The organism is Halobacteriovorax vibrionivorans (assembly GCF_003346865.1).
In the GTDB taxonomy this organism is placed as follows: Bacteria; Bdellovibrionota; Bacteriovoracia; order Bacteriovoracales; family Bacteriovoracaceae; genus Halobacteriovorax_A; species Halobacteriovorax_A vibrionivorans.
This window is the reverse complement of sequence record NZ_QDKL01000001.1, coordinates 39452-64853: the sequence shown is the minus strand read 5'-3', so window position 1 is coordinate 64853 and position 25402 is coordinate 39452. Positions and strand designations below refer to the sequence as shown.

General features: G+C 36.4%; 30 protein-coding genes. 12 read left to right on the top strand and 18 right to left on the bottom strand.

Annotated elements, in window-relative coordinates:
• The first annotated feature begins 1 nt into the window (after position 1).
• Both DAY19_RS00345 and DAY19_RS00340 read left to right on the top strand, forming a co-directional pair.
• The gene (locus DAY19_RS00345; RefSeq protein ID WP_114705194.1) at positions 2 to 475 is read left to right on the top strand and encodes a hypothetical protein; all 474 of its coding nucleotides are present in this window, start codon (positions 2 to 4) and stop codon (positions 473 to 475) included.
• 89 nt (positions 476 to 564) lie between these two features.
• The gene (locus tag DAY19_RS00340) at positions 565 to 1008 is read left to right on the top strand and encodes a hypothetical protein (protein WP_114705193.1); all 444 of its coding nucleotides are present in this window, start codon (positions 565 to 567) and stop codon (positions 1006 to 1008) included.
• Here DAY19_RS00340 and DAY19_RS00335 read toward each other — a convergent pair.
• A complete protein-coding gene (locus DAY19_RS00335) occupies positions 1005 to 1223 on the bottom strand; it encodes a DUF3820 family protein (protein ID WP_114706222.1) in 219 nt (72 codons plus the stop codon). The genes DAY19_RS00340 and DAY19_RS00335 overlap by 4 nt on opposite strands.
• Before the next feature lie 60 nt (positions 1224 to 1283).
• On the opposite strand from DAY19_RS00335, the gene DAY19_RS00330 reads away from it, so the two are divergent.
• Entirely contained in the window at positions 1284 to 2411 is a 1128-nt protein-coding gene (locus DAY19_RS00330; protein WP_114705192.1) for a DEAD/DEAH box helicase, read from the top strand.
• A 33-nt stretch (positions 2412 to 2444) separates the two neighbouring features.
• Here DAY19_RS00330 and DAY19_RS00325 read toward each other — a convergent pair whose 3' ends face one another.
• Positions 2445 to 2774 (bottom strand): SWIB/MDM2 domain-containing protein, encoded by a 330-nt coding sequence (locus DAY19_RS00325; protein WP_114705191.1) that lies wholly within the window; start codon positions 2772 to 2774, stop codon positions 2445 to 2447.
• Between the two features lie 68 nt (positions 2775 to 2842).
• Positions 2843 to 4501 carry a SulP family inorganic anion transporter gene (locus DAY19_RS00320; RefSeq protein WP_114705190.1) on the bottom strand — a complete coding sequence of 553 codons (1659 nt, stop codon included), beginning with the start codon at positions 4499 to 4501 and terminating at the stop codon, positions 2843 to 2845.
• Between the two features lie 213 nt (positions 4502 to 4714).
• Here DAY19_RS00320 and DAY19_RS00315 point away from each other — a divergent pair, with 213 nt between their 5' ends.
• Positions 4715 to 4963, top strand: a complete 249-nt coding sequence (locus tag DAY19_RS00315) for a hypothetical protein (RefSeq protein WP_114705189.1) — start codon at positions 4715 to 4717, stop codon at positions 4961 to 4963.
• Positions 4964 to 5027: 64 nt separating this feature from the next.
• Positions 5028 to 5450 (top strand): cytidine deaminase, encoded by a 423-nt coding sequence (gene cdd, locus DAY19_RS00310; RefSeq protein WP_114705188.1) that lies wholly within the window; start codon positions 5028 to 5030, stop codon positions 5448 to 5450.
• On the opposite strand, the gene purB is transcribed toward cdd, so the two are convergent.
• From purB to DAY19_RS00290, 4 genes are all read right to left on the bottom strand, one after another.
• On the bottom strand, positions 5447 to 6733 hold the full coding sequence (purB, locus tag DAY19_RS00305) for an adenylosuccinate lyase (protein ID WP_114705187.1): 1287 nt from the start codon (positions 6731 to 6733) through the stop codon (positions 5447 to 5449). The genes cdd and purB overlap by 4 nt on opposite strands.
• Positions 6734 to 6742: 9 nt before the next feature.
• Entirely contained in the window at positions 6743 to 7381 is a 639-nt protein-coding gene (locus DAY19_RS00300) for a hypothetical protein (RefSeq protein ID WP_114705186.1), read from the bottom strand.
• The gene (locus tag DAY19_RS00295) at positions 7381 to 8829 is read right to left on the bottom strand and encodes a TolC family protein (protein WP_114705185.1); all 1449 of its coding nucleotides are present in this window, start codon (positions 8827 to 8829) and stop codon (positions 7381 to 7383) included. The genes DAY19_RS00300 and DAY19_RS00295 overlap by 1 nt, the downstream gene beginning before the upstream one ends.
• Before the next feature lie 93 nt (positions 8830 to 8922).
• A complete protein-coding gene (locus DAY19_RS00290; RefSeq protein ID WP_133296839.1) occupies positions 8923 to 9291 on the bottom strand; it encodes a hypothetical protein in 369 nt (122 codons plus the stop codon).
• Between the two features lie 69 nt (positions 9292 to 9360).
• On the opposite strand from DAY19_RS00290, the gene kdsB reads away from it, so the two are divergent.
• From kdsB to DAY19_RS00260, 6 genes are read left to right on the top strand one after another with little or no spacing between them, the layout of a single operon-like run.
• A complete protein-coding gene (gene kdsB / locus DAY19_RS00285; RefSeq protein WP_114705183.1) occupies positions 9361 to 10125 on the top strand; it encodes a 3-deoxy-manno-octulosonate cytidylyltransferase in 765 nt (254 codons plus the stop codon).
• Positions 10115 to 11719 carry a CTP synthase gene (locus tag DAY19_RS00280; protein WP_114705182.1) on the top strand — a complete coding sequence of 535 codons (1605 nt, stop codon included), beginning with the start codon at positions 10115 to 10117 and terminating at the stop codon, positions 11717 to 11719. The genes kdsB and DAY19_RS00280 overlap by 11 nt, the downstream gene beginning before the upstream one ends.
• The gene (gene kdsA, locus DAY19_RS00275; protein WP_114705181.1) at positions 11709 to 12515 is read left to right on the top strand and encodes a 3-deoxy-8-phosphooctulonate synthase; all 807 of its coding nucleotides are present in this window, start codon (positions 11709 to 11711) and stop codon (positions 12513 to 12515) included. Before DAY19_RS00280 ends, kdsA begins: the two co-directional genes overlap by 11 nt.
• 3 nt (positions 12516 to 12518) lie before the next feature.
• Positions 12519 to 13094: a KdsC family phosphatase gene (locus DAY19_RS00270; protein WP_114705180.1), complete on the top strand. Its 576-nt coding sequence runs from the start codon at positions 12519 to 12521 to the stop codon at positions 13092 to 13094.
• 17 nt (positions 13095 to 13111) lie between these two features.
• Positions 13112 to 13360 (top strand): DUF493 family protein, encoded by a 249-nt coding sequence (locus DAY19_RS00265; protein ID WP_167849468.1) that lies wholly within the window; start codon positions 13112 to 13114, stop codon positions 13358 to 13360.
• A complete protein-coding gene (locus DAY19_RS00260) occupies positions 13357 to 14394 on the top strand; it encodes an NAD(P)H-dependent glycerol-3-phosphate dehydrogenase (RefSeq protein WP_114705178.1) in 1038 nt (345 codons plus the stop codon). The genes DAY19_RS00265 and DAY19_RS00260 overlap by 4 nt, the downstream gene beginning before the upstream one ends.
• Here the strand turns inward: DAY19_RS00260 and DAY19_RS00255 are convergent.
• The 9 genes from DAY19_RS00255 to DAY19_RS00215 form a co-directional block, all read right to left on the bottom strand.
• Complete coding sequence (locus tag DAY19_RS00255; RefSeq protein ID WP_114705177.1) at positions 14391 to 16073, bottom strand: sensor histidine kinase; 1683 nt, start codon at positions 16071 to 16073, stop codon at positions 14391 to 14393. The genes DAY19_RS00260 and DAY19_RS00255 overlap by 4 nt on opposite strands.
• Positions 16063 to 16758, bottom strand: a complete 696-nt coding sequence (locus DAY19_RS00250) for a response regulator transcription factor (RefSeq protein ID WP_114705176.1) — start codon at positions 16756 to 16758, stop codon at positions 16063 to 16065. The genes DAY19_RS00255 and DAY19_RS00250 overlap by 11 nt, the downstream gene beginning before the upstream one ends.
• 17 nt (positions 16759 to 16775) lie before the next feature.
• Entirely contained in the window at positions 16776 to 17390 is a 615-nt protein-coding gene (phoU, locus tag DAY19_RS00245) for a phosphate signaling complex protein PhoU (RefSeq protein WP_114705175.1), read from the bottom strand.
• A gap of 10 nt (positions 17391 to 17400) precedes the next feature.
• Positions 17401 to 18168 carry a phosphate ABC transporter ATP-binding protein PstB gene (gene pstB / locus DAY19_RS00240; RefSeq protein WP_114705174.1) on the bottom strand — a complete coding sequence of 256 codons (768 nt, stop codon included), beginning with the start codon at positions 18166 to 18168 and terminating at the stop codon, positions 17401 to 17403.
• A complete protein-coding gene (gene pstA, locus DAY19_RS00235) occupies positions 18168 to 19028 on the bottom strand; it encodes a phosphate ABC transporter permease PstA (RefSeq protein WP_114705173.1) in 861 nt (286 codons plus the stop codon). The genes pstB and pstA overlap by 1 nt, the downstream gene beginning before the upstream one ends.
• On the bottom strand, positions 19025 to 19969 hold the full coding sequence (gene pstC / locus DAY19_RS00230; protein WP_114705172.1) for a phosphate ABC transporter permease subunit PstC: 945 nt from the start codon (positions 19967 to 19969) through the stop codon (positions 19025 to 19027). The genes pstA and pstC overlap by 4 nt, the downstream gene beginning before the upstream one ends.
• Positions 19969 to 20964, bottom strand: a complete 996-nt coding sequence (pstS, locus tag DAY19_RS00225; RefSeq protein WP_114705171.1) for a phosphate ABC transporter substrate-binding protein PstS — start codon at positions 20962 to 20964, stop codon at positions 19969 to 19971. The genes pstC and pstS overlap by 1 nt, the downstream gene beginning before the upstream one ends.
• A 127-nt stretch (positions 20965 to 21091) precedes the next feature.
• Complete coding sequence (locus DAY19_RS00220) at positions 21092 to 21316, bottom strand: hypothetical protein (RefSeq protein ID WP_114705170.1); 225 nt, start codon at positions 21314 to 21316, stop codon at positions 21092 to 21094.
• Positions 21317 to 21436: 120 nt separating this feature from the next.
• On the bottom strand, positions 21437 to 22447 hold the full coding sequence (locus DAY19_RS00215; RefSeq protein WP_133296838.1) for an HD-GYP domain-containing protein: 1011 nt from the start codon (positions 22445 to 22447) through the stop codon (positions 21437 to 21439).
• 221 nt (positions 22448 to 22668) lie between these two features.
• On the opposite strand from DAY19_RS00215, the gene DAY19_RS00210 reads away from it, so the two are divergent.
• Entirely contained in the window at positions 22669 to 23559 is an 891-nt protein-coding gene (locus DAY19_RS00210) for a hypothetical protein (RefSeq protein ID WP_114705168.1), read from the top strand.
• On the opposite strand, the gene DAY19_RS00205 is transcribed toward DAY19_RS00210, so the two are convergent.
• Both DAY19_RS00205 and DAY19_RS00200 read right to left on the bottom strand, forming a co-directional pair.
• A complete protein-coding gene (locus tag DAY19_RS00205; protein ID WP_114705167.1) occupies positions 23556 to 24563 on the bottom strand; it encodes a DUF4340 domain-containing protein in 1008 nt (335 codons plus the stop codon). The genes DAY19_RS00210 and DAY19_RS00205 overlap by 4 nt on opposite strands.
• Before the next feature lie 20 nt (positions 24564 to 24583).
• Positions 24584 to 25276, bottom strand: coding sequence for a hypothetical protein (locus DAY19_RS00200; RefSeq protein ID WP_114705166.1), 693 nt, complete (start codon positions 25274 to 25276; stop codon positions 24584 to 24586).
• Positions 25277 to 25402 lie beyond the last annotated feature (126 nt).

Sequence of the window (25402 nt, the reverse complement as noted above, 5' to 3'; positions counted from 1 at the left end):
AGTGGTTAAACGAGAGATCTATTCAACGCTTATCCATGAGGATGCAAAACATATTGTGGATCTTTTGGAGAGTCATGGAATTAAGAGCGAGTCATCAAACTCGCTCTTAAATGATCATATCTATCTCAATAGTGCTGCCACAAAAGAATATTCTATATCCATTAATGAATTGGACTATTATCAAGCGAAGTCCCTACTAGAAAAAGAAGGTGTTGAAGTAAAAGAGATACCTCTTTCTGATGGTAAAAAGAAGCTTGATATCGATTATCTTCACGATTCTCTACGTTTGGCGATCTTTGGAATGCTATTTGTTCCGCTCATTTTAAATATTCTATCCCTATTTAAACTTTATATGGCCATTAATAAGGGACAAAAACTTAAGTTCTTCTCAGTTCTACAAATCCTATTCTTTAACATCGTTGGAATCAGCTTTTGGAGCATTTTTCTCTATAATAAATATATTGAATCACAATGATAATTTATAATCATTATATTTATGATGCTTAATTCGATAATTTCTCTTTAACAAACTTTTTCAATAAAGAAAAAGAGTAGGGAGAATTTATGAAAGCATTATTAGTTGTATTATTTTCGTTGACGTGCTTTGCACAAACGACAGTTATTTCAGAGCGTACGGTTCAACTACCTGTTGATATTAGTAGCGCTAAATTAAAATGGACGAACCTAGGTTATGGCAGCATTTACTTTGTAAAAGTCATTGTTCCGCAATTAGCTGGAGAAACATTCCTAAATCATCGAAATGTTGGTGAGGACGGACCTTGTTTATTTACTCATGATACGAGAAACGTAGAGGACGTCGTCGGAGACAATCCTTCAATTGAAGATGTTGATTTTAAGATTAAGCTATCAAAGCAAACAATCAAGCTTGACGAACAAAAGTGTGGGGTTGTTCTAATAGAGGATGTAAGAGCAAATATTCGTGGTTTTGAATTTCAGCACACTCTTAGACACACAATGCCAGAAAGACATATTGATGATTGCTTCTAGCGAAGGTCTTTAAATAAAAATTCCAATCCATTAAGTTTGATCTCGGCCAGCTCTTCCAAGAGCTTGCCGAGCTCTCCTTGTGGAAAGCCTTTATTCGAAAACCACACAAGATACTCATCAGGTAGGTCTATAAGAAGGCGACCTTGATACTTTCCAAAGGGCATACGAATTTGGACAAATTTTAATAGATGTTGCTTATTAAATTCAATATCCATAAAGACATTATAAATTAATACTCGTTGACTGGCCCCTAAATACTTTGCTAAATATGACATATGGCAGAATTTAAAGACTTAGGGTTATCCCCACATATTTTATCAGCTCTTGAAAAGAAAGGTTATACACAACCAACTGAAATTCAAGAACAAGCGATTACACCAGTTTTACAAGGGCGTGATCTTATTGCAATCTCACAGACTGGGAGTGGGAAAACTGCTGCTTTTAGTGTTCCGCTACTTCATTTAATCAAAGAAAGTAAGAGAAAGCTTAATCCATTTCATGTAAGGGCCCTTATTATTGTGCCAACACGTGAACTTGCTATGCAGGTAGAAGAAAGCTTTAAGCAATATGGTAAGGGACTTGCCTTATCGACAATGGCCATATACGGCGGACACAGTCGTAAGCAACAAGTTCAAAAGCTTGCTAAAGGAATTCAGATTCTGGTTGCAACACCTGGCCGTCTAGTGGATCTATTAGAAGATGATTATGTTATTCTTGATGATTTAAAATACTTTGTCCTTGATGAAGCAGATCGCATGCTTGATATGGGCTTTAAAAATGATCTTGATAAGGTGATGGACAAACTTCCTAGTGAAAGACAATCGCTTTTATTTTCTGCAACGATGCCAAAGCCTGTTGAAGAAATAGCTCGAAGAACTCTAGTTAACCCTCATCGTATTGAGATTGCACCAGTGCACGCAAGACATGAAGGGATTCGTCAGATGGCCTATCTTGTTGAAGAAGAAATGAAGGCCGACTTTCTTTTAAAGTTTCTTAAAGACCGCCATATTAAAAGTATAATTGTCTTTGTCAAAACAAAGTCTCAGGCAAATAAATTAGAAAGGTATCTTAAAGAGAATCATATTAAGGCCTGTGCAATTCATTCTGATCGCGATCAACGCCAAAGAGTTTATAATTTAAAAGAGTTTCAAAAGGGTGCCATGCACGTTCTTGTGGCAACTGATATTGCAGCAAGAGGTCTTGATATTGATGGTGTAGGGTATGTCTTAAACTTCAACCTACCTCAACAAATCGAAAATTACACACACAGAATCGGAAGAACTGGCCGTGGGGGGAGAAGAGGTATTGCGATCTCTTATATCTCACCGCAAGAAGAAGGCTATTTTAATAGAATCCAAAAAGAACTTGGTCTTGATATCCATATAAAAAGGCCTACAAAGTAGGCCTCTCATATTTTTTTGAATATCTTTTGAAAATTACTTTTCGATATTTGCACCAACAATCGCAGCCATTTGCATCATGTTGATTGTCTCACCTTCATTCATATTACGAAGATCTGTTACTTTTCCAGACTTAGAAGTTGAGTTTGTATTTCTAAAAATTGGAAGTAGAGTAGCGTCAGCTACAATAAACTTACCTGCATTTTCAGGCTTTCCATTTTCAGTTTTTGTTTGAAGACCTTTTTCCTTGATATAGTCCCAAAGTCTTTTTGTAATCTCTGTGCGTGGAAGTTCAGTTTCTCCTAGCATTGATGCTAGTTCTGTTTTTAACTTAACTGGCTTCTTTAATCCTTTTGCTTCACTCATATTTAAATCCTTTTTAAATAGCTATTGAAATATTGTTTAGTAAAATCAAGTCTTTGTACAGTAAATTCTTAGTCATCTAGTCGATCATCAGCAATATGTGTCGATAAATCATCAATTACTGATAATTCCACGATATTTGATGCTTTGTCTAATAGCAATTGGCAGTCTTTACTTAAGTTAAGTAAATGAAGTTTTTTTCCAACTTGCTCATAACGCTCAGTGATATTTTGCAGGGCCTCAATTCCTGAATGATCCCAAACTTTTGAGTTATCAAAATCGATATAGACGTGTTCTTTATCTTCTTTAAATTCAAAAAGGTCTTTAAAAGAAGTTACTGAACCGAAGAATAATGGGCCTTCTAATTCATAGAATGTTCCTTCTTTTTTATCTTCTCTTTTTGCATGCATTGTTTTTCCGTGTTCCCATGCAAAAACTAAAGCTGAAACAATAATACCAACAGCAACCGCCACTGCTAAGTCAGTTAGAATCGTTACAACTGAAACGAGGATAATAACAAATAGATCAGACATCGGAATCTTTTTAAAGAGTCTTAAGCTTGACCACTCAAATGTTCCAATAACAACCATAAACATAACACCAACAAGTGCACCAAGTGGAATCATCTCAATTAGAGGGGCACCAAAGAGTACAAATAGTAGGAGAAGAATAGCTGCTGTAATTCCTGAGAAACGACCTCGTCCACCACCGCGAATATTAATCATTGATTGCCCAATCATGGCACAACCACCCATTCCGCCAAAGAATCCATTAACGAAGTTTCCAATTCCTTGACCAATACATTCACGATTTCCTTTTCCTCGAGTATCAGTTAGTTCATCAACAAGTTGAAGAGTCATAAGGGACTCAATTAAACCAACTGCGGCCGCAAGAACAGCATATGGAAGAATGAAAGTAAAAGCATCCATTGTGAATGGTACATATGGAATTCTAAAAGATGGAAGACCTGCTGCAATCGTTGTGATTGATTTATCTTGATCTTGAACAAAGTCGAGAACTGTTCTTACTAGTCCTGGATTTGCTTCATTTAGAAAGTAGCCAATGACTGTTGAGAGAACGATACCTGCTAATGTGGCAGGAATGGCCTTTGTTAATTTTGGTAAGAATACGCTTACTCCCATTGTAAGAGCTATTAGGCCACACATTGTCATTAGTTGAGGTGATGGTAGAAGTTCTCCTCCCATCGTAAACTGACTAAATTGCGCCTTAAAGATAATAATCGCTAGACCATTTACAAAACCCAGCATAACAGGATGTGGTACAAGGCGAATGAACTTACCAAGTTTTAATATCCCACAAATGATTTGAATCATTCCCATTAAAATAACGGCAGCAAAAAGGTAGTTTAGCGCATTATCCATGGCCGCATCAAACGTCATACCTTGTGACTTACTCATTTCCATTACTTTATATACGAGTGGTGCAAAGATAACAGCAACTGCTCCTGTTGCACCTGTGATCATTCCTGGTCTACCACCAAAAATCGAAGCGAGTAATCCCATCATGAAAGCTGCGTAAAGACCTACTTTCGGATGCACTCCTGCAACAAAGGCAAAGGCAATCGCTTCAGGAACTAGTGCTAAGGCAACAGTTAATCCTGAAAGGAAGTCGTTTTTGAGGTTTTCTGGTTTCTTTACAATTAATTGAACAAATTTGTTCTTCAGTGAAGCACTTACATCTTCACTATGCTTGATTTTATCAGCTGACATCTCTCTTCCTGTTTTAAATGATATAAGGCTAAATCATATATTACTTGATGCATTATTTAAAGTCATTATCCTTTAAGAAGTCGTTAAACTTTAATTACTTATCAGTAGTTTTTGATCTCGTTCAAAGCATCACAAATATTATTTAATAATTGGCAATTCTTAACAATTTATTGACCAAATAGGGATATCTCTTCACAGCATGTGAATGAAGTAATGAAGTATTTTGATTCTCGTTTAAGCTTTGAGCAGGACTTTATTTTTTGTGGTGAGAGTCAGTGTTCTTCTCTTGAAAATCAAGGGGAGAGGTTAAAGGAGATAGCTGAGCTTATCGATGCTGGTGCATTTGAGTCTCTCTTAACAGCTAATCTTGGCATCATTGATGAAGAGTCGTTAGCATATGCCCATCGAATGGTGGAAAATGACCAATTACTAGGTAAAGTTGTCTTAAATTACAGTGAATAACCCATAAATTGAATAAAAAGAGCACAAATATTGTGCTCTTTCCTTTTTCGTTTATAATGAAACTATGAAAATTAATGAAGAACTTACAGAAAAATTTAAAGAAGCTTACGATGTTGCCCTAAAGGCAAGAAGTCAAGCTCATGCTCCATATTCAAAATTTCAAGTTGGCTCGGCCTTAAAAATTGAAGGCGTTGATCAATGTATACCTGGCTGTAATGTTGAGAATGCAAGTTATGGTGGAACAATTTGTGCTGAAAGAGGAAGCATCCTTTCAAGTGTTGCCAATCACGGCAAGAAAAAATTCGAATATATTGTCGTTGTAACCGACCAAGAAGAGCCTGCAGTTCCATGTGCTTTTTGTCTTCAGGTATTGTCTGAGTTTGTTGGCCCTGACTTTCCAATTTATCTTGGAAACCTAAAAGGCATCACTAAAGAAGTTCTTTTTAAAGAACTGCTACCACATCCGTTTACTGAGTTTACAGTTTAACAGCGTTGGAAAACTTCTTTCGTGTGAGCACCATAGATTTCTAGATCATTTAGTCCAGCTAGACTTTTAATAAGCTCTTTGTCTGACTTATCATCTAAGTTCTTTTCTAGGTACTCAAAGAAACCATTTCGGTCTTTGCTTTCAAACGAAGCACTCTGAACTACGCGATAAAGATCCTCACGAGTATTATTTGAGACCTCAATTAACTTGTGAAGCACAAAGCTTGATAGGTGTTTGAAGTTTGCAGTTACTTTTGAAAGCATGGCCTCTTTATCCACAACAAGATCTTCAATTGTACTAGTCATTCTCTCTATAGAGTAGAAGAGTATTCCAAACATATCTGGTAAATAAAATCTTTCTGAGCTTGAGTGGCTAATATCTCTTTCGTGCCATAGGAGAGTGTTATCCATGGCAATTTGCTGATAAGAGCGAAGCATTCTGGCCATTCCTGTTAGGTTTTCGCTAGAGATTGGGTTCTTTTTGTGTGGCATTGTAGAAGAACCTTTTTGTCCTTTTTTAAAGCCTTCAAAAACTTCGGCAACATCAGAGTGTTGAAGATGGCGAATTTCAATACAAAGTCTTTCTAGAGCGCAACCAAATAGTGAGATAATAGATGTCAATTTTGCATGTCGATCCCTTGGGATAACCTGTGTTGATACAGATTCTACTTGAAGATCAAGTTGTGATAGAACACGCTTTTCAATTTCAGGAGTAATGATCGTGTAATTTCCAACTGCTCCTGAAATTTGACCAGTAAGTTCATTATTGTAGAAGTCTTTGAGGTCATTGAATCTTCTCTTAAATTCACAATAGTGACCTCTTAATTTTTGCCCAAAGCTCATTGGCTCAGCAAAAATCCCATGTGAGCGGCCAATGCATATTGTGTCTTGATACTCTAGGGACTTGTCTTCAAGGGACTTAAGAAGCTTTTCGAAAATAGGGAAAGTACGTTCTAGAGTTTCTTTTATTTGAAGAGTTAGTGCTGTATCGATTACGTCTGAAGAAGTCACACCGTAGTGAAAAAACTTTCCTTCATTGGTTTCTAGTTGTTCTGTGATTGAAGTACAAAAAGCAATAACGTCATGGCGTGTTTCTTTTTCTATTTCTTTGATTCTCTCTGGACTGACAGAAACAGTATTGAGTTTATTGGAGAACTTATTTTCAATTAGTCCTGCTTCTTCAAGTGCGACGACAAGGGCCTTTTCAACTTCGAGGAATTTCTCAAATTTAAATTGGTCTGTCCAAATTTCACTAATTTCTGCTTTGTTATATCTTTCAATCATATTTATTCCCTAAAATATAAAACCAAGTCCTGCTTGTGCGCTAACCCAGCTTGCAGTTGTTTCAACTGGTGTTGTGTCATCTGAACTCTTAAGTGCCATTAAGTTATAAATGAAGCGAAGAGAGAAGTGGACTCCTCCAGATGCTCGCCAGATTAATCCATATCCTGCGTTAAAACCAAGCCCTGCTAGATCAACACCAAACGCTTCACTATCAGCTAAATTATAAGTGATATTAGTCTGAATCTCATCGTAAATAGAGTTAATATTGATGAAGTCATTTATAAGAATTGATCGACGGCTTAAGCCTGCACCAATAGAGTAGGTATTTAAACTTGCATCAATATTATCAAAAGAAGTCACCGCTGCCACGTCTAGTGTGTTGAGGGCCCCATATAGGGTGTAGGATAGATCTGATGAATAAAAAGTAAGGGTTCCACTAATTGTATTTGTGCTAGAGAATTCACTCATATTAGTAATAGCACCAAAGCTAACTTCTAGTGAAAAGTTATCATCCTTTGCATTATAGGATTCCAATTCATATCCATAATCCTCTTCAACAATCTTTATGTCTGAAAATTGTGAAAGTCCTTGAGCAAAGGGCGTATTAGATAAAAGAAATGAAGATAAAATAATTAGTAATTTTTTCATTATCGACCTCCACCTTTAACGATGGCCTTATCAAATGTTTGGTCCGGTAGGTTTTCAACTCCGATGATCTGTGCAAGTTCAATTCTTTTAACAAGATATTGATACTTAAGAATAGACTCACGATTTAGTGATTCATAGTAATCTTCCATGGCCATTTGATATTCCAGAAAACGAGTCTTTCTTTTTGAATATTGATTTAGTGCTGTATCCATTCTCTTTTTAAGAGAATCATTACGGCTTTTTATAATCTCTAATTGCTCTACTGTTGAGTTTAGAAAATTGAAGATATTAACGATGGCCTCTTCAACCTTTCTTCTTGTAAGGCTTAAGTTATATACGGCCTTCTCTTTTTCTAGTCTGGCATTGGCAACTTTTCTACGGTTAAATAGTCCACCATCACCAAATAAGGTCCAACTCGCGTTTAAGCTAGCAACAAGATCAATATTGGAATCACCGGCAGAGCTTGTATAGTAATCTGTCCCGACATTTGAACCACTGAAGCCGTGAGCATAAGTTCCAAAATTTACTGAAATCTTTGGTAGGGGAAGATTATCTCTTAAAGCGATTTCATATTCTCTTGCTTTTATATTTGAATCCACTTGGCGATCAAGAATAAAAGGAGAAAACTTTCTGGCCGTTGCCATGGCATTCTCGCGATTATAAGTCGTTTTTGAATACTCATAATCATCTTTTATCAGATATAGAGTTCCTGGAGCATCGTCTAACAGCTTTGCCATATTTTCATTTTGAATCGCTTCGTTAGTTTTTGCTCTTGTGTAATGCTCTTGGGCCCTTAAGTATTCAGAGCGTGCTTGGTAGTATTCATGTTTTGTGATCTTCTTTTGTAGGACTTTCTCACGGTTAAGACGATACACAAGCGTTGCACTTTGTAGGTACTGACGAGTTATGACCTTCAAGTCTTTTGCGTGAATGAGTTCAACATATTGGCGAACAAGCTCCTGTTTGAATTCACGTAGGTCTTCCTTGTCTCTTTGTATCTCTCTTTCAAGTGATTCTTTTTCATTTTTAAAGTTTAAGTAATCCTTTCCCCAGTTAAATAGAGTGTATTCTCCCAATTCTAAGGCCAGGGCACCACTTGCATCTTTGGTTATGCGACTTGCACTTTCACTTCCTGTCTTAAGAGTTCCAATTCGTTGTGGGTTTAACTGAAGAGTAATCTTTGGATTTGGTGTCCAAAAAGATTCTTTTACATCTTTTAACTTATTCTTTGAGATCTCAATATTCTTACGTCGAATAATATTGGCCTGGTATTTTCTCATCCCTTGCTCAATGACTGTTCCGAAATCGAGTGGGCGATAGGTTTGTGTTGTGGTTGAGTCATTTGCCTCTTGTATGAAAATCTCTGGAGATTGTTCATCATCTATAGCATGTAAATTATTGGTATAGAGCAAGCAAAAGGCGATAATAATGCCTAAAGAACGTGTCATATAAGAAATCCCTCTCAAATATAAATAAAACTTTATAATGTGTGCATGAAAATTATGTCTTGCATGACTCGAGATGGCAAATTTTAAGGTTATTTAGAGTGTCAGGCCAGGGCAGCCACGACGAACGATTTGTTCCTCAAGTTTAATGACTTTCAGATTGGTGATCTTTAATTCTTGAATGACTTTGTATTGATTGGCACGCAGCTTCTTTGCAATGGAAACTTTATTATCTGGTGCATCCTTAAGCAGATTCTTATTGCGATCCAAGAGAAAGAGTAATCTTTGGCGATGTTGAACCTTATCCTGTCTTTGTTGCATTAGGTCGTCACATCTTCTCGAAATTGATGGATCAGTAATAATAGATTCTGAAACACTTTGGGCCATTGTATTGGCAACAAAAATCATGGAACTCAATAAAATGAAGGGAAGAATGGCGTCTTGCGCAAACTTGAAGTATTTCATAGATTTATAATATCACACTTTGCAACGGCCCTTAAGTTTTGATAATATTTACTGTCAAAAAGGTAAATAATGAACTTAAAAGCTTTGGTATTAATACCATCAAGATTCGCCTCGACTCGCTTCCCCGGAAAACCACTTGCACAGATCAATGGTAAGGCCATGGTCTCTCATGTATACGATGGATGTGCTCCTATTGCAGATGTATTTCCAGGTTCTAAGGTTTGTGTCGTAACGGATAATGATGATATTGAAAAAATGTTAAAAGAAAGCGGACGTAATGTTGTTCGAGTAGACGATGATGTTCCTTCCGGAAGTGAGAGAATCTATCTCGCTTATGAGCGCTTTTTTAAAGATGAAAAATTTGATTTTGTTATTAATGTCCAAGGTGATGAGCCGCTCATTAAAGCAGACCTTTTAAAGAACTTGATAGAGATTCATCACGGACAAAACTTTGACGTGGCAACTGTGATCAAAGAGATGTCCATTGATAACGATCACGAAGATTATTTGAATCCAAATAAAGTGAAGGCCGTCTTCTCAAAAGAGAAGAATATTTGCCACTACTTTACTCGTAGTCCTCATCCTTTTAATCGTCAAAAACAAGCAGGCCTAAATTGGTATCTGCATATTGGGATTTATTCATTCAGACCAGAAGTTTTAAAGAGCTTTTGTTCTCTAGGTGAGTCAACAAACGAAAGAATTGAATGCCTTGAACAATTACGCCTACTAGATAATGGGCACACTATTGGGGCGGCCATAACAGATATGACATTATGTGGAGTTGATACTCCAGAAGATATTCCATTTGTGGAGGGAGTAATTAATGGCCAATAGCCAAAAGAAGTATATTTTTATTACAGGTGGAGTTGCTAGTTCCCTAGGGAAAGGTTTAGCTGCAGCTTCAATTGCATCACTCTTAGAAAGACGTGGGATTCGTATCAATATGCTAAAGATGGATCCTTATATTAATGTTGACCCCGGAACAATGAGTCCAACTCAACATGGTGAAGTCTTTGTCACTGATGATGGTGCTGAAACTGACCTCGACCTTGGCCACTATGAGAGATTTACTTCACTAACTCTTTCAAAGCAGTCAAACTTCACAACTGGTCAAGTCTATTTAAAAGTTATTGAACAGGAAAGAGAAGGGAAGTATCTGGGGAAAACGGTTCAGGTCGTACCTCATGTTACTGATGAAATTAAGCGCCGAATTCATTTGGCCGCTGATGATGCAGATATTTTAATTGGTGAAATCGGTGGAACAATTGGTGATATTGAATCTCTTCCATATGTTGAGTCAATTAGACAATTTGCTCATGATGTTGGACAAGAGAATGTTCTCTTTGTTCACCTTGTTCTAATCCCATACCTAGATGCTGCGGGAGAGTTAAAATCAAAGCCTGCTCAACACTCTGTTAAAGAATTGAGATCGCAAGGTTTATTCCCACATGTAATTATTTGTCGAAGTGATCGAGAAATTGAAGAGTCAATTATGGATAAGATTTCTCTTTTCTGTAATGTTCCTAAAGAGAATGTTTTTCAGTCACTAGATCTTGATTCTATTTATAAAGTTCCTCTAAATTTCCACGCTCAAGGTTTAGATGAAAAGATCACTCAAATCTTAGGGATTTGGTCATCATCACCAAAAGTTGCTGACCTTGAAAAGGTTGTTTACAACTTTAATAACCCGTTAAGAGAAGTAAAGATTGGTATTGTTGGAAAATATACTGAACTAGTTGAATCTTATAAATCTCTTGATGAAGCACTTAAGCACGGAGCTCTTGCTCATCAATTAAAGCTTGTTCCTGTTTATGTTGATTCAGAAGAAATTGAAAAGAAAGGTGCCGATAAACTTCTTTCTGATGTTCAAGGTGTTCTTGTTCCTGGTGGATTTGGACAAAGAGGAACTGAAGGAAAGATTGCGGCCATAAAATATGCTCGTGAAAATAAGATGCCTTTCTTTGGTATCTGTTTAGGGATGCAATTAGCAATCATTGAATATGCTAGAAATATTTGTGGCCTAAGTGAGGCTACATCAGAAGAGTTCAACACTGGTGGTGATCACCTTGTTCATTATATGGAAGGGCAAACTCGTGACGGAGCAAAAGGTGGAAGTATGCGCCTTGGAAGTTACGATTGTGAACTACTTGAAGGAAGCCGTACAAAAGAGATTTACGGACAAAAGAATATTCAAGAAAGACACCGTCACCGTCTAGAAGTTAATAACTTCTACGTTGAAAAATTAAAAGAGAATGGCCTTATTATTAGTGGCCGAAACCCAGAGCTTGATCTTGTTGAGACAATTGAAATTAAGGATCATCCTTTCTTCATTGCTTGTCAGTATCACCCTGAGTTTAAATCGAGGCCATATGCGGCCCATCCAATTTTTAGTGAATTCATAAAAGAGGCAGATAAGTATGGAAAATAAGAAGTTTGATTTATTTATGGGGACTTGTGTAATCGAGTCAGAACAAATGTGTATGGACGTTTGCGGAAGCTTATTAGAGATGCTTAAGCCAGTAATGGATCAAGTGAACTTCTCTTATAAGGGAAGTTTTGATAAGGCCAATCGTTCTTCAATTAGCTCTTTTAGAGGACCAGGTCTTGAAAAAGGTCTTCAGATTCTTGAAAAAGTAAAAAAAGAATATGGAGTTCAATTGATTACTGACTTCCATACAGCGGATCAAGCAGATACTGTGGCAAGTGTTGTGGATACAATTCAAATCCCAGCATTCCTATGTCGCCAAACAGATATGATTCTTGCAGGAGCTCAAGCGTGTAAAAAGCATGATGCTCAACTGAAGATTAAAAAAGGACAATTTCTTTCTCCTGAAGAAACGGGAAATATTGTCACGAAAGCGGAAGAATTTCTTTCAAAAGATAAGATCCTTCTTACGGAAAGAGGGACGTCATTTGGTTACAATAATCTTGTTGTTGATATGGCAAGCTTTCAAATTATGAAGTCATTTGGTGTTCGTGCTATTCACGATGCCACTCACTGTGTACAAAGACCAGGTGGATTAGGGACGGCAACAGGTGGAAAACGTGAACAGATTTTAACTCTTGCACAAGCAGCTGTCGCCGCTGGTGCTGATGGAATCTTTATGGAAGTTCACCCTAACCCAAATGAAGCAAAGTCTGATGCAGCAACGAGCCTTCCTCTTGATAAGGCCGGGGCCATAATTGAGAGACTATTAAAAATAAGAAAAGCAGTAACGGAATAATTAATGGATTTATTTACAAAAGCACAAGATTTTAAAGACAAATTAAAAGATATCAAAGTATTAGCATTTGATATTGATGGTGTCCTAACGCCGGGGCACGTTTGGTATCAAGATGATGAAATGGGCTTTAATCGCTCATCTCATACATCTGATGGATACGCACTAAAGCTACTTATGAGAGCAGGTTTTAAAGTTGGTGTTATCTCAGGAGGAGCATCAAAAGGTGTTCAAGAACGCTTTGTGAATAATCTTAAACTAGACTTTGCTTTTTTAGGTGATGAAGATAAGAGAGTTGCTTTTAAGAAAGTCTTAGATCTTGGCTTTGAACCACATGAGGTTCTTTTTATGGGCGATGAATTCTTTGATGTACCACTTTTAAAGGCTGCAGGATTTGCTGTCACAACACCTCATGCCTCACATGAAATCAAAATGTTTTGTGATTATGTGACTCAAAGAGAGGGTGGGCATGGTGCAGCTAGAGAGATGATTGATATTTTTCGCTACGTACATGGAATTGTTCCCGAGGTTTTAGACTTTGATGACAAACCAATTGATTTTAAATCGAGCTGGCCAAAGTAGGAGTTGATATTATGGATATGGAGAAGTTAAAAGGCCTATTAAATGATCAATACGATTGGCCTGCAGAATATAATTTTAAATTTATCGGAAATGATAGCAACCGAGATGAATTAATTATGGCCGTTGGCGCAGAGCCACACCATGAAAGACCGTCTAAAACAGGTAAGTATATTTCTTTTACTTTCAACGTCAAATGCAATAGTGCAGATGAAGTGTTAACAATTTATGAAAGAGTTTCTCGCCTTCATGGTATAATGTCTCTATGACAAAAATTTATAAGACAGCACTAGTTGTTGGCGCGGGTGCCTTTGGAACATCAATTGCTTCAATCCTTGCCAATAAATTTGAACATGTAATTTTAAAAGTTCGATCAGAAGATGTTTATCAAAATATCAATGATGATCGTGAAAACTCAGTCTACCTTCCTGGTATTAAACTTGATGGTAATATCAAGGCCATAATCGAGTGGGATGAGTTTGATACGAATTTTGAGGATGATCTAGAACTTGTTGTATCAGGTCTTCCAACTCACGGAATTCGTACCTTCTTTAGCGAAAATCTTGATCGCTTTGAAGGCTATCTTAAAAGAGAAATTCCTATTATTAGTTTATCTAAAGGGATTGATCCAGAAACTCTTGAGTTGAGTGATGACCTCTTTAATGATTTCTTCCCACAATATCGTGACTATATTACTTTCTTATCTGGCCCAAGTTTCGCAAAAGAAATAATGGAAAAACAGATTACTCTAGTCACAATTGCTGGACGATCTAAAAAAGTTCTAATGGATATCGCAACGAAGCTTGATACTCCATATTTTAAAGCACTTCCTAGCTATGACATTAAAGGTGTTCTCTTAGGAGGAGCACTTAAGAACGTTCTTGCTATTGCTGGTGGTATTGTCGAAGGTCTAGGCTATAACCACAACACTCGTGCGGCCATGATTACACGTGGAATTGTGGAGATGCTTCGCTTTGGAAAAGTCTTCAATGCACGTCCTGAAACATTCTATGGGCTAAGTGGAATGGGGGACTTAATCTTAACGACCACTGGTGGCCTCTCAAGGAATAAGACCTTTGGATTAGAGATTGCAAAAGGGCGTAAGCCACTTGATATCATTAATTCTCAGCGTACTGTTGTTGAAGGTTATAAGACGACAAAAGCTGCTTTTCTTCTAGCTGAGAAGTACGATATACGAGCTCGAATTTTTAAAGGGCTTTATGAAGTCCTTTATAATGATGCTAATGTTGAAGAGGTTTTAGAAAAACTTATGAAGGCACCAATTAAGTTTGAAATTGATTAAGATTCAATGACTTTATTTGGAAAGAAGATTGTAAACTTCGTTCCTTCATTAAGCTGACTTTCAACGTCAATAATTGCACCCATCTTTTGTGCTGAATGCTTTGTGATAGCAAGTCCAAGTCCCGTTCCACCAGTATTTATGCTACGAGAGCTATCGACACGATAAAAGCGCTCAAATATACGGGCGATCTTATCATTTGGAATACCAACTCCTTGATCTTGAACACTAATATATGATCCATCTTTATTTGAAGAATAATTGATGGTTATTTGTGTATTTTCAAGAGAGTACTTAATGGCATTTGTAATTAAATTTGAAATACAGTGATAGAGTAGTCTCTTATCTGTATTTAAGGTTTTAAGATTATCTTCATTAATTTGAATCGAAATATCTTTTTCATTGAGCTTTAATTGGTAATCATTGATTAGTGCATTAATAAACTCTGGGATATTAATTTCTTCGACTTCGATCTTTCCTTCGTTTTCAATTTTTGAAAGAGATAAAATACCATTAATTAACTCGTCTAGGCGATCAACGTTCTGAGAGATGATATCCAAGATCTCGGCTTGATCTTTATCTTCATTAATCGATTGTAAAGTTTGAGAGTATCCCTTTATAGAAGTAAGGGGAGTCTTAATTTCATGTGAGACATTTTCAAAGAAGTCTCTTCTCATATTATTTACATCTTGAAGTTTTGTAATATCGCTAAAGTAAAAGAATAGCTCATGGTTTTTCTTTTTTGATTTGATATTACTTGTTTTGAGTTGATAGACGTGATTACTTCCTTCGACACTTTTTAATTCTACTTGAGAGTTGTGAATTAAGTGAGCGTTATAACCACTCTTTCTAATGAGATTGATAAAGTCATAGTCTCGAATAATGTTAATAATTTCTACACCGCGATACTTTCCATTAAATGAAGAGAAGGTCTTGCGAAAGGAGTCATTTGAAAAAACAATTATTCCTTTATCATCTGTAGCGACAACGGGGTCATCAATTGAGTTTAAGATGACAGAGTAGTACTGTTTTGTATTAAAGATCTCTAATTTTAATTCTCTTCGTTTATTAAAGTTCTTTTGTGATTTTGATTCAATATAGTCCCAGTAGTCGCGGCTATCGCTTGTATCGATTTTATTCTTCATTCTAAAAAGCTTGAATAAACTATATAGAGGTGAGAAATAGTGCTTAAAAAGAAAGAATTGTCCTGCCAGAAAGAGGAAGCCAAGTATGCCCATGGCCAAGAAGAGTTTAGAAAATACTCTTTTTGACATTAACTTCAAGGCATCTGATTTTATTTTTATAAAGAGAGTATAGACCTTTTCTTTTGAAGTAATTGTTTCGTGATAAAAGATATGATCTTCCTCACTTCTATAAGATCCTGGATTAAGTCCTTTGAACTCATTGATCTTAAAGTTAGCTTCACCACAACGAATTGTTCTATTTGCATTGAGTATATAAAATTGTGAGCGAGGAGATTTATACTCACACATTTTTGATATATTATTTTTTTTGAATAAGCTGAGTTCTTGTTCAATTATTGAATGAATAAAGTTATCTTTAAAATTTCCAATAAAGACAACGCCCATAACGAGTAGAGAGATACAAAAAAGTATCGTTTGATAGAAGATGATATCGTTTAGGAATTTTATTTTAAGAAAATTAAAAAAGTTATTCTTCACTTTTTACTCGATAGCCAATTCCTCGAACTGTTTCAATAACTTTAGATTTCTCACCGAGTTTCTTTCGTAAGGCAAAAACATGTGTGTCAACAGTTCGATCTGTTACATATATATTTTCACCCTTTATTAAATCGACAATTTGCTTTCTTGTAAACACTTTCCCAGGACTTGATATGAGTACACAGAGGATTTTAAACTCCGAAACTGTTAATTTTACGAGCTTTTCATCAACTTTTGTTGTCACGCTTTCGGTGTCGACAGTAATTCCCATATGTTGAAAAGTCTTACTGTCGTGCTGTGCGTCTTCTTTTGTGATAGCTTCAATTCTTCTTTTTAGACTTGTGATACGGGCCTTAAGAACGCCAATATCAAAAGGTTTTGTGATATAGTCATCGGCTCCAGCATCAAGTCCTTCAATGATGGATTCGCTTGATGTTAAAGCTGTTACAAAAAGAATCCCGGCCGTTGTTAGTGCTTTTGGGCCTCTGATGTAGCGACAAATTTCAACACCAGTTAGATCTGGTAGCATTCGATCGAGAATAAAGATTTCATAGTTATTTGAATCGATACAGGCAATGGCGCTATTTCCTGTTGGTGCGATGTCGAAATCAATACCTAGGCTCTTTAAGTTTACACCAATTAGTTTAGCAATCGAGTTTTCATCTTCAACAATAAGGGCCTTCATAATTTAACCTTTATAATCTAATCTTCAGAGTGTCTAATATCCTGTCCTGATTCTAGGAAAATGATATCTTCACAAATATTTGTAGCGTGGTCACCACAGCGCTCAAATATTTTTGAAACGCGAATAATAGCAAAGCCTTCGTCGACTTCAGCTTTTCCTTCTTTTAATAATTGGTAAAACTTCTTAACAAGGTCTCTGTGAAGAGAGTTAACTTCCTGGTCCGCTTTAATTACGTCTGTTGCCATCTTTGTATTATTTGAAGCAAAGGCAATAAGACTTTTTCTTACCATTTCTAAAACTTCTGCTTGAATGATCGTGCAGTAGTCACGATTAGTTTCGACTCTCATTAAGTAACGTTTTAAGTTAACTGCCTCATCACCAAGTCTTTCAAGCTCTGAGTTTATTTTCATAATTGCAAGGGCCGTACGCAGATCAATTGCAGTAGGGGACTTAAGTGCAATAAACTTAAAAACATGGTCATCAACTAGTTTATGATATTCATTAATTTCATGTTCTAATTCATGAAGCTCTTCAATCTTTGAATCTTCTTGAACGGCTACGTGAAGAATCTTCTCCACAACAGCGGCCATTTCGGTAATATCTTTTCTAAGTGTTTCAACTGTTAAATCCATGGCCTACTCCTTAACCAAAACGACCCGTGATATAGTCTTCTGTTTTCTTTTCTTTTGGGTTAGTAAATACATCACTACTTAGGCCGTGCTCGATAAGCTCACCTAAGATGAAGAAGCTTGTATAATCTGCAATACGAGCAGCTTGTTGCATATTGTGAGTTACAACAATTACCGTATAGTCCTTTTTTAATTCACTCATCAGATCTTCAATCTTACCCGTTGCAATTGGATCAAGTGCAGATGTTGGCTCATCCATTAGAACAATTGGAGGGTTCGTTGCAAGAGTTCTAGCAATGCAAAGTCTTTGCTGCTGTCCACCTGAGAGTGAAGTTCCTTCTTGGTGAAGCTTGTCCTTTACCTCATCCCAAAGTGCTGCTTTTGTAAGACAATTAAAAGCAATCTCATCTAATTCACTTTTTTTCTTCTTTCCCCAAAGACGTGGGCCAATAACAACATTGTCATAAATACTCATGGCCGCAAATGGGTTTGGCTTTTGAAATACCATTCCAATCTTGCGACGGATTTCAACAGGATCTGCGTCTGGTGCGTAAATATCTTTACCATCTAATATGACTTCTCCAGATACGCGTGCACCTTCCACTTCTTCGTGGATACGATTTAAGGTACGGATATAAGTAGATTTACCACAACCTGATGGGCCAATAATGGCATTAACCGTATTCTTCTCATATTTTAGGTCAATTCCTTTGACTGCTTGAAAGTCACCAAACCATGCTTGAATATTATTAACTTCTAAAATGATATCGCTATTAGACATTATGATTTCCTCACAAAGAATTTTTTAAGCTTCTTTGTATTAAATAAAAATTTCGCACTTAAATTTAGTCCCAGAACAATAATAATTAAAGTGAATGATCCGGCCCAAGCTTGTTGTTGCCAATCTTTATAGGGGCTTATTGCATAATTATAAATTTGGACAGGAAGGGATGCCATTGGGCCTGTCACTTGGAAGCTTAAATACATACTTCCAAAAGCTGTAAAGAGTAGTGGTGCTGTTTCACCAGCAGCACGAGATATGGCCAGGATAACCCCTGTTGTTAGAGAGTTTCTTGAGCCTCTTAAAATTATATTCCAAATAACTCGCCATCGAGGTAACCCTAGGGCCAGTCCTGCTTCTCTAACATGTCTTGGAATAAGTTTTAAAATCTCTTCAGTTGTACGTGTAACAATTGGTAAAATGATAATACTCAGAGCAAAAGCACCTGCTAGGGCAGAAAATGATTTAAAGCTAACAACAAATATTAAATAAGAAAAAATACCGACAACAATTGATGGAACACCTGTTAAGAGGTCAATTGTAAAGCGTAGGCTTTGCGCAATTTTTCCTTTACCGTACTCACTTAAGTAGACACCACATAATGTCCCTACAGGAACAGCTATAAATGAGCCTAGGGCAACCATCATTAGTGTTCCGATGATTGCATGTCTCATTCCGCCTCCAACTTCTCCTACAGGTTTAGGATCATTTAGAAAAAAATCTAAGCTTAACGAAGTGGAACCTTTTTGTAGAAGGAAAACGAAGATTAGAATAAGTGGCATTATTACAATGAGAGAACTTAGTATTAAAGTTCCTCGAAAGAGTTGGTTCTTTATGACTCTTTTTTTGGATAGTTTCATTTCTTACTCCTTCCTTTAGTTTGTCTCCATACAATTGTTCGTGCAATTAGATTGACGACAAAAGTGACGACAAAAAGTAGAAGACCAACTAGGCACAGTGCTGATAGGTGAAGATCACTTTCAGCTTCTGCATATTCATTTGCCATAACTGAGGCCATTGTTGAAGCCGGGGCAAAAATTGATTTTGATATTTGAGGTGTATTTCCAATAACCATTGCAACGGCCATTGTTTCACCTAAGGCACGTCCAAGGCCAAGAACTAATGCACCAACGATACCTGAAAAGCTTGGCTTAAGTACTGCAATTTTAATCATTTCAAATTTAGTCGCCCCAAGCCCTAGAGCTGCCTCTTTATGTAGAATACTTACAGAGCGAAAAACTTCTCTTGCTACAGAAGTAATCGTTGGGATGATCATTATCGCTAAGATGATTGATGCAGTTAAAATACCGATTCCAAAACTTGGACCTTGAAATAGAGGTAGAAATCCTAGAGTTGATTTTAGAGCAGGTGTAACAGTATCTTTTACAAAAGGAGCTAAGTAATAAAGTCCCCAAAGACCAAAGATAATACTTGGCACCGCTGCAATAAGTTCAACAAATGTCCCTAAAATATTTGAAAGAGATTTTGGAAGGTATTCTGTAATATAAAGTGCAACACTTACACTTACTGGTCCTGCAATTAAAAGTGCAAGTAGAGATGTTACAACCGTTCCAAAAATAAAGGGAAGTGCTCCAAACTCATCATCGATGGGATTCCAGAAGTCATCTGTGATAAAAGCAAAGCCAAATTCATTAAAGGCTTCGCGACTTGCAAAGAATAATTGTCCTATCATAATAAGTAGGAGAACAATTACAACAAGTGAAAAAAATCTTAGTGTAGTATAGGCCATCTTATCCTGATAACTAGGAGATGATGGCCTGAAGTCTTTTAATAATTTCATTAAAGAGATTTTACCTTCTTAACAACCTTTTTGGAAAGTTCTTCTGGTAATGGAGCGTAGAAAAGCTCTTTTGCGTAATTTTGACCTTTAGTTATGGCCCATTCTACAAATTTATAGATCTCGACTCTTTTTTGGTCCTTCTCAACCATTGGTAAAAGAATATAAGTTAAGGCACTAATAGGATATGCATCTTTATCGGCACTATTGATTAGTGAGCCAGTTAATTCTTTACCTTTTGGAGTAAATCCTTTGGCCGATGCTGATACAGCTTCAACTGTTGGATTAATGTAGACACCTGCTTTATTTTTTAGAGCAACTGTTTTGATATTATTCTTTCTGGCGTGAGCAAGGTCCATATAAGTGATAGTGCCAGTAGTGTTTTCTACCATTGAAGTTACACCATCATTTCCTTTTGCTCCTATTCCTGTTGGCCATCTTAGAGACTTTCCAGTTCCAACTCTTTGCTTCCATTCTGAACTTACGTCGACTAGGTAGTCAGCGAAATTCTTCGTTGTTCCTGAACCATCAGCACGACGAACAACTAGAATATCACTCTCTGGAAGTTTCATTTCTGGATTTAATTTTTGAATTTGTGGAGCATTCCACTTTGTGATTTTACCAAGGTAGATATCTGCTAAAGTTGGACCATCAAGTTTAAGCTGATCTTTAACTTCTGGGTGATTATAAGCAATCGCCACTGCACCTAAAACCATTGGAACGTGAAGTACTGGCCACTTTGCTTTCTTCTTATCTTTTTCTTTCATTGGAGCATCAGAGGCACCAAAATCAACTGTTTCTTTAATTAGTTGGCGAATACCTCCACCTGATCCAATTGGCTGGTAATTGAATTGTACGTCAGGATTTTGTTTTGAGTATTCTGAAAACCATTTTGAGTAAATGGCATATGGGAATGAAGCACCAGCAGCATTAATTTTCATTGCATGAGCACTTAGTGCAGATAGTGCGGCACAAAGTATAATGAGCTTTCTAATCATTTTATGTCTCCTCGAATATAGCTAAATGTGTGTTCTCACTAAGAAATTTAGCATAGGGAGAAAAGGGTGTTTATTAAGATTTTGTTAAGAAAACAGTAGGGCAGGCATTGCTGCCCCACGATATAATTTATTGAAGTGTATTTGAAACGTAAAGTCTAAATGACTTATCTTGGTTGCGACGAATTGTGCAAATTCCTTCTTCTCTTTTGTTGATTAAGTAATCGTAATAATCTGGAAGAGTATCTTGGATCTCAAGGATAGATTTTCCTTCGTGCTCACCAAAATCGATAAAGACGTTTTCTTCTGCAATTATTCCCGTTACCGGGCTTACTGGAATTTGTTGACTGGCCATGTTCCCTCCCTGGAGCATTTAGCAATTGTTGAATTTAAATATATGTAATTAAAAATATATTAACCTTATCCTTGGTTAATTATTATTTTGAAATATTTGAAACGTTATGAAAAGTTTTTTTTACCTGACTGATGTTGTAAAGAAATTGCGAAAGTAGTTAATGATAATTTTAAATTCGTGTGGGTACTCACTTCCAATATGTGAACGTATTTTCTCTAAGGCTTCAAAGATCGATAAAGCCTCTCTATAAGGGCGTGTTGAGATCATGGCCGCAACGATATCACAGACGTTAACCATGAGCGTTTCAAAACCTGTTACAGTCAGGTTCTTGATATGTTGATTATCAGTGTCGTATTTATCGATAATACTGAACGTGTGATGGTTTTCAATGACCTTCATATGAGCAGGTGAGAGCTGAATCCTTCCTTGCAGAATTCTTGCAGAAATAATTGGGTGTTTCGCAAGTAGGACTTTATCCATCTCAGAAAGATTCTCTTTATCGAATTTATCAATAGGAATGGCCGACATTCCAATATCCTTAAAGTAACTTGTGATAAAAAAGTTCTCAATATCTTTATCATTATAGAGTTGAGATGTTTTCAGAATCCCTACGAGAAAGATTGAGGAAAGTAGGGGTTGAGCAAAAATATAATGATGCCCTTGGGCCGCATAGTAACGATATAGTGGCTCGTGCATCTTTGGGTTCTTTATTAGAAAGTTGGCGAGAACCTTTAGACTTTGATACTGAAGATTTAATGCATTATCATCCGTTGGATCTTCAAAGAGATAGCGAAGATTAATGGTAATAAGATTGAGCTGATTTTTGCAATTTTGATATGTATCACCCATTGAAAAGGATCTTGTTACCTGTCTTAGGGTATTTTGTTGTAATTCCTTTAACTCTTCTCTTTGCTCATTACTTGCAAAGACTATAGTATGACCTCTTTCAATCATTTCCTTTAAAGTATCGTTAGCAACATAGGTGCCACGATATAGTGAATGCTTAAATTTACCATCTTCAAAGATAAAAACATCACATGGGGTTGTCGGGATATTAAAGAGCTCCCTTATCGTAAAAGGTGTGAGGTTTAGGGCCAAATGGGATTTTCGGAAAATATCCAATGCATTCATGATCATATTATAACTTAAGTAACCAAAATCATTAAATACCAATGAAAATAGGCAATAATTCGCTTTTATTGCCAAGTGGGGAAAATGGTCAATTACAGTATCTAAATTATTGAAAATAAAGGCTTCTATTAGAGAGTTAAGCAATCCACTCGTTTTAATTAACCATATTGCTATAGTGGGGAAATACGAAGAAATAAATCGTTGACCAGTAGAGGGCGGATATGAGCGCATTAAAGAATTTAGAAGAATATATTGCAGATCCTAAGTTATTTGAATCTATTCAATTATTTGATGACGGCCCATATAGTCTACATTGGTCAAATTGGTCGAAATTAATCGAGGCCATGAAAGATCGTCACTCAAGTGGTATTTCTTCGATGAGTATCAGTGAAGTTAAAGAAGAACTTGAAGCTTTTAAAGAGATTCCAGTTTGGTTAGTAAATAAGAAAGGTGAGATGGAGACAACTCTATTTGATCTCTATAACTTCTATATTGACCCGAGATTAAAGCATCTTTGGTTTGATGTGAATAAGCAAACATTAATATCTCTAAAGCATAAGGCCGGTCCATTTATGCATCTGCATTCAATGAGATGGGTTGATTATGATATTTATAAATTATTTGTCTATGATCGCTTACTGACAAACCTATCACTAAGTCATCGTGACTTCAGAATGAACACAAATCTTAAGGCTAAGTTTTCATTCTGGAATTCTATATTAAAACCTGTTGATGGACAGATTGTGCAATTGAGTCGCAAGGGAATCCTTGTATCAATTGAGGGGCACAAGAATTTTTTAAGTCTATCACAGGCCGACCAAATTTCCCTTAGTGCTGAGGTTGGGGGACTCCTTAGCGCTAATGGGAAAACTTATGAAGAACTTGATGAGGCCATCTGCCAAAGTAAGAAGAAGAGTATAAAGATAGATTTTGATGATAATATCTTTAGCGACTTAAATGCTTTGGAAACATGTAAAGGTGAAACTTATTACATCTTTGTTCCATTTTCAAAATTTCCAATCAGACACCACAGAGTAGGTAAGGCCATTCAACATGTTATTGATGAAGTTGAAGGTGTAGCGTCTGAAATTCTTAATAAGTTAATAGCTTAGTAAATTATCTTATTGAGTGGACTTGGTCTAAAGCTTCTTATTCTTTTGTAGAGTACACTTAGGTATTCCTTACTTACAAGGAACGGGTGTTCTCTATTTGATGCACGAATAATAAAGTTTTCTTTTTTCTCAATATTTAAGTCTGGTAGAGAAGTTAATACCCATGAAAGGTCATATTCAATCTCTTCTCCTGATTTAATTTTTACAATAACTTTATAATATGGCTTCTTTAGGTAGCGCTCAATTCTTTCATTCATTTTATCTGTTCTCTTATCTAAAATAAGATTCGATTTGAAGCTTGTTAATTTAACAAGAAAGTCTTGGACTAATTCATCATTTAAAGCATTATTTCCAGATATCCATATGTCATTCTTATTTCTTTCAAAAGCAAAACGCAGCTTTCCTGAATTTATAACAGTAATGGCCGTAATATCACTTGGAGCATAACTAAAGACTCGTGAATCAATTAGAGATGGAAGGTCTAGTTTTTCCAGAGAGAACTTTACAGCGTTTACGTGGTAGATAGCATTATCACTATCACTTACAACATAAGTCGAGTTATCAATTGGATTAATTAGTCCAAAAGAGATTGTTTCATCAATTCCATCCTCATTCTTTAGAGTAATAGTTGAAGTTGGATTATCGAGAGAGAAGTTTGATAAATTGATAGGATCTTTTGGAAAGATCTTTTTTATTTTTACATTCTTTAGTGAATCGAGAAGCTTTGTGATTGTCGCTTCATTGGCATTAATTCGTCGAGGCTGAGTAATGATCCATTGGCCATTATTCTTTGCAAGACTAAATCGTCCTAGGTTTGATGCAAGAGAGAGACTATCTACGTCATCAATTTGATCACTTGTGAAAAGAAACTGTAGATTCGAAAGTTCTTTTGAAGTTATCACGGGTGCTTGAAAAAACTCGCTTATAACAGCTCCAAATAGGAGAGTCACAAAGAGAATTGAAACAAGGCTTGCTGAGAAATAGTTACGTCTAATATTTTGCATAAGAAATTTTAGAATTCTTATTAGAGATCGTCAAAGATATCCAGCTCGTCATCATCATCTCCTCCTGCTGGTGATGCCGGAGTCGCATTTACTGACTTTGGAGCCTCTTGGGCCACTTCTGGTTCAAATGACTTAATAAAGTTTCTAAGAAGAGTTCTTTCACCCTCTTTAAGAAATGTGAACTTTATCCCTGTACGGTAGGGTAGAGAAGCGTTGGAAATAATACGACTTTTCATATTAAAAGTTCGCGAATAAACAACGATTCCATTTAGGATAATACGATTTGGTATTTGGATATCAACAACGATTGATTGACCCTGTGTGAACTCTCGTTCACAGAAGAAATACATACCTTCCATGTAGAGTTCTGATAACAATAAATTCCCACTAAAAAGCTTTTCTTTTGGTAGATCGGGAATAAATTGCTTGATAACTTTCTTCTCATTTATCGGAGTAACATTGTCAGTTTCTTCTCCATTCATTGCTGCATCTGCCAGTGCTTGAGGATCAAGTTCGTTGTTATCATCTTCAACTTCTTCAGCAACAGGAAGCTCACCTTTGTCTTTATAAATTTCGATTAGGTCTTCTAAATCAGGCTTTTCGCCTTCTTTGTAGCGAAGACGAACGGCCTCTTCTACTTCAGATCGAAGAGTCCAGACTTTTACTGGTATTCTTTTTATAAGGACTGGGTCGTTACTTTTTCCGTGTATCATTAACTAACATTTTCTCACATTTTCAATATTTTGTATCTTTTGAAATTTTTGCCCTTTGAATGGTGGTAAACTAGTTAGCAGACATATTTTTAGTCTTAGTATGGTCTCCTTATGGAAGGGGAGATA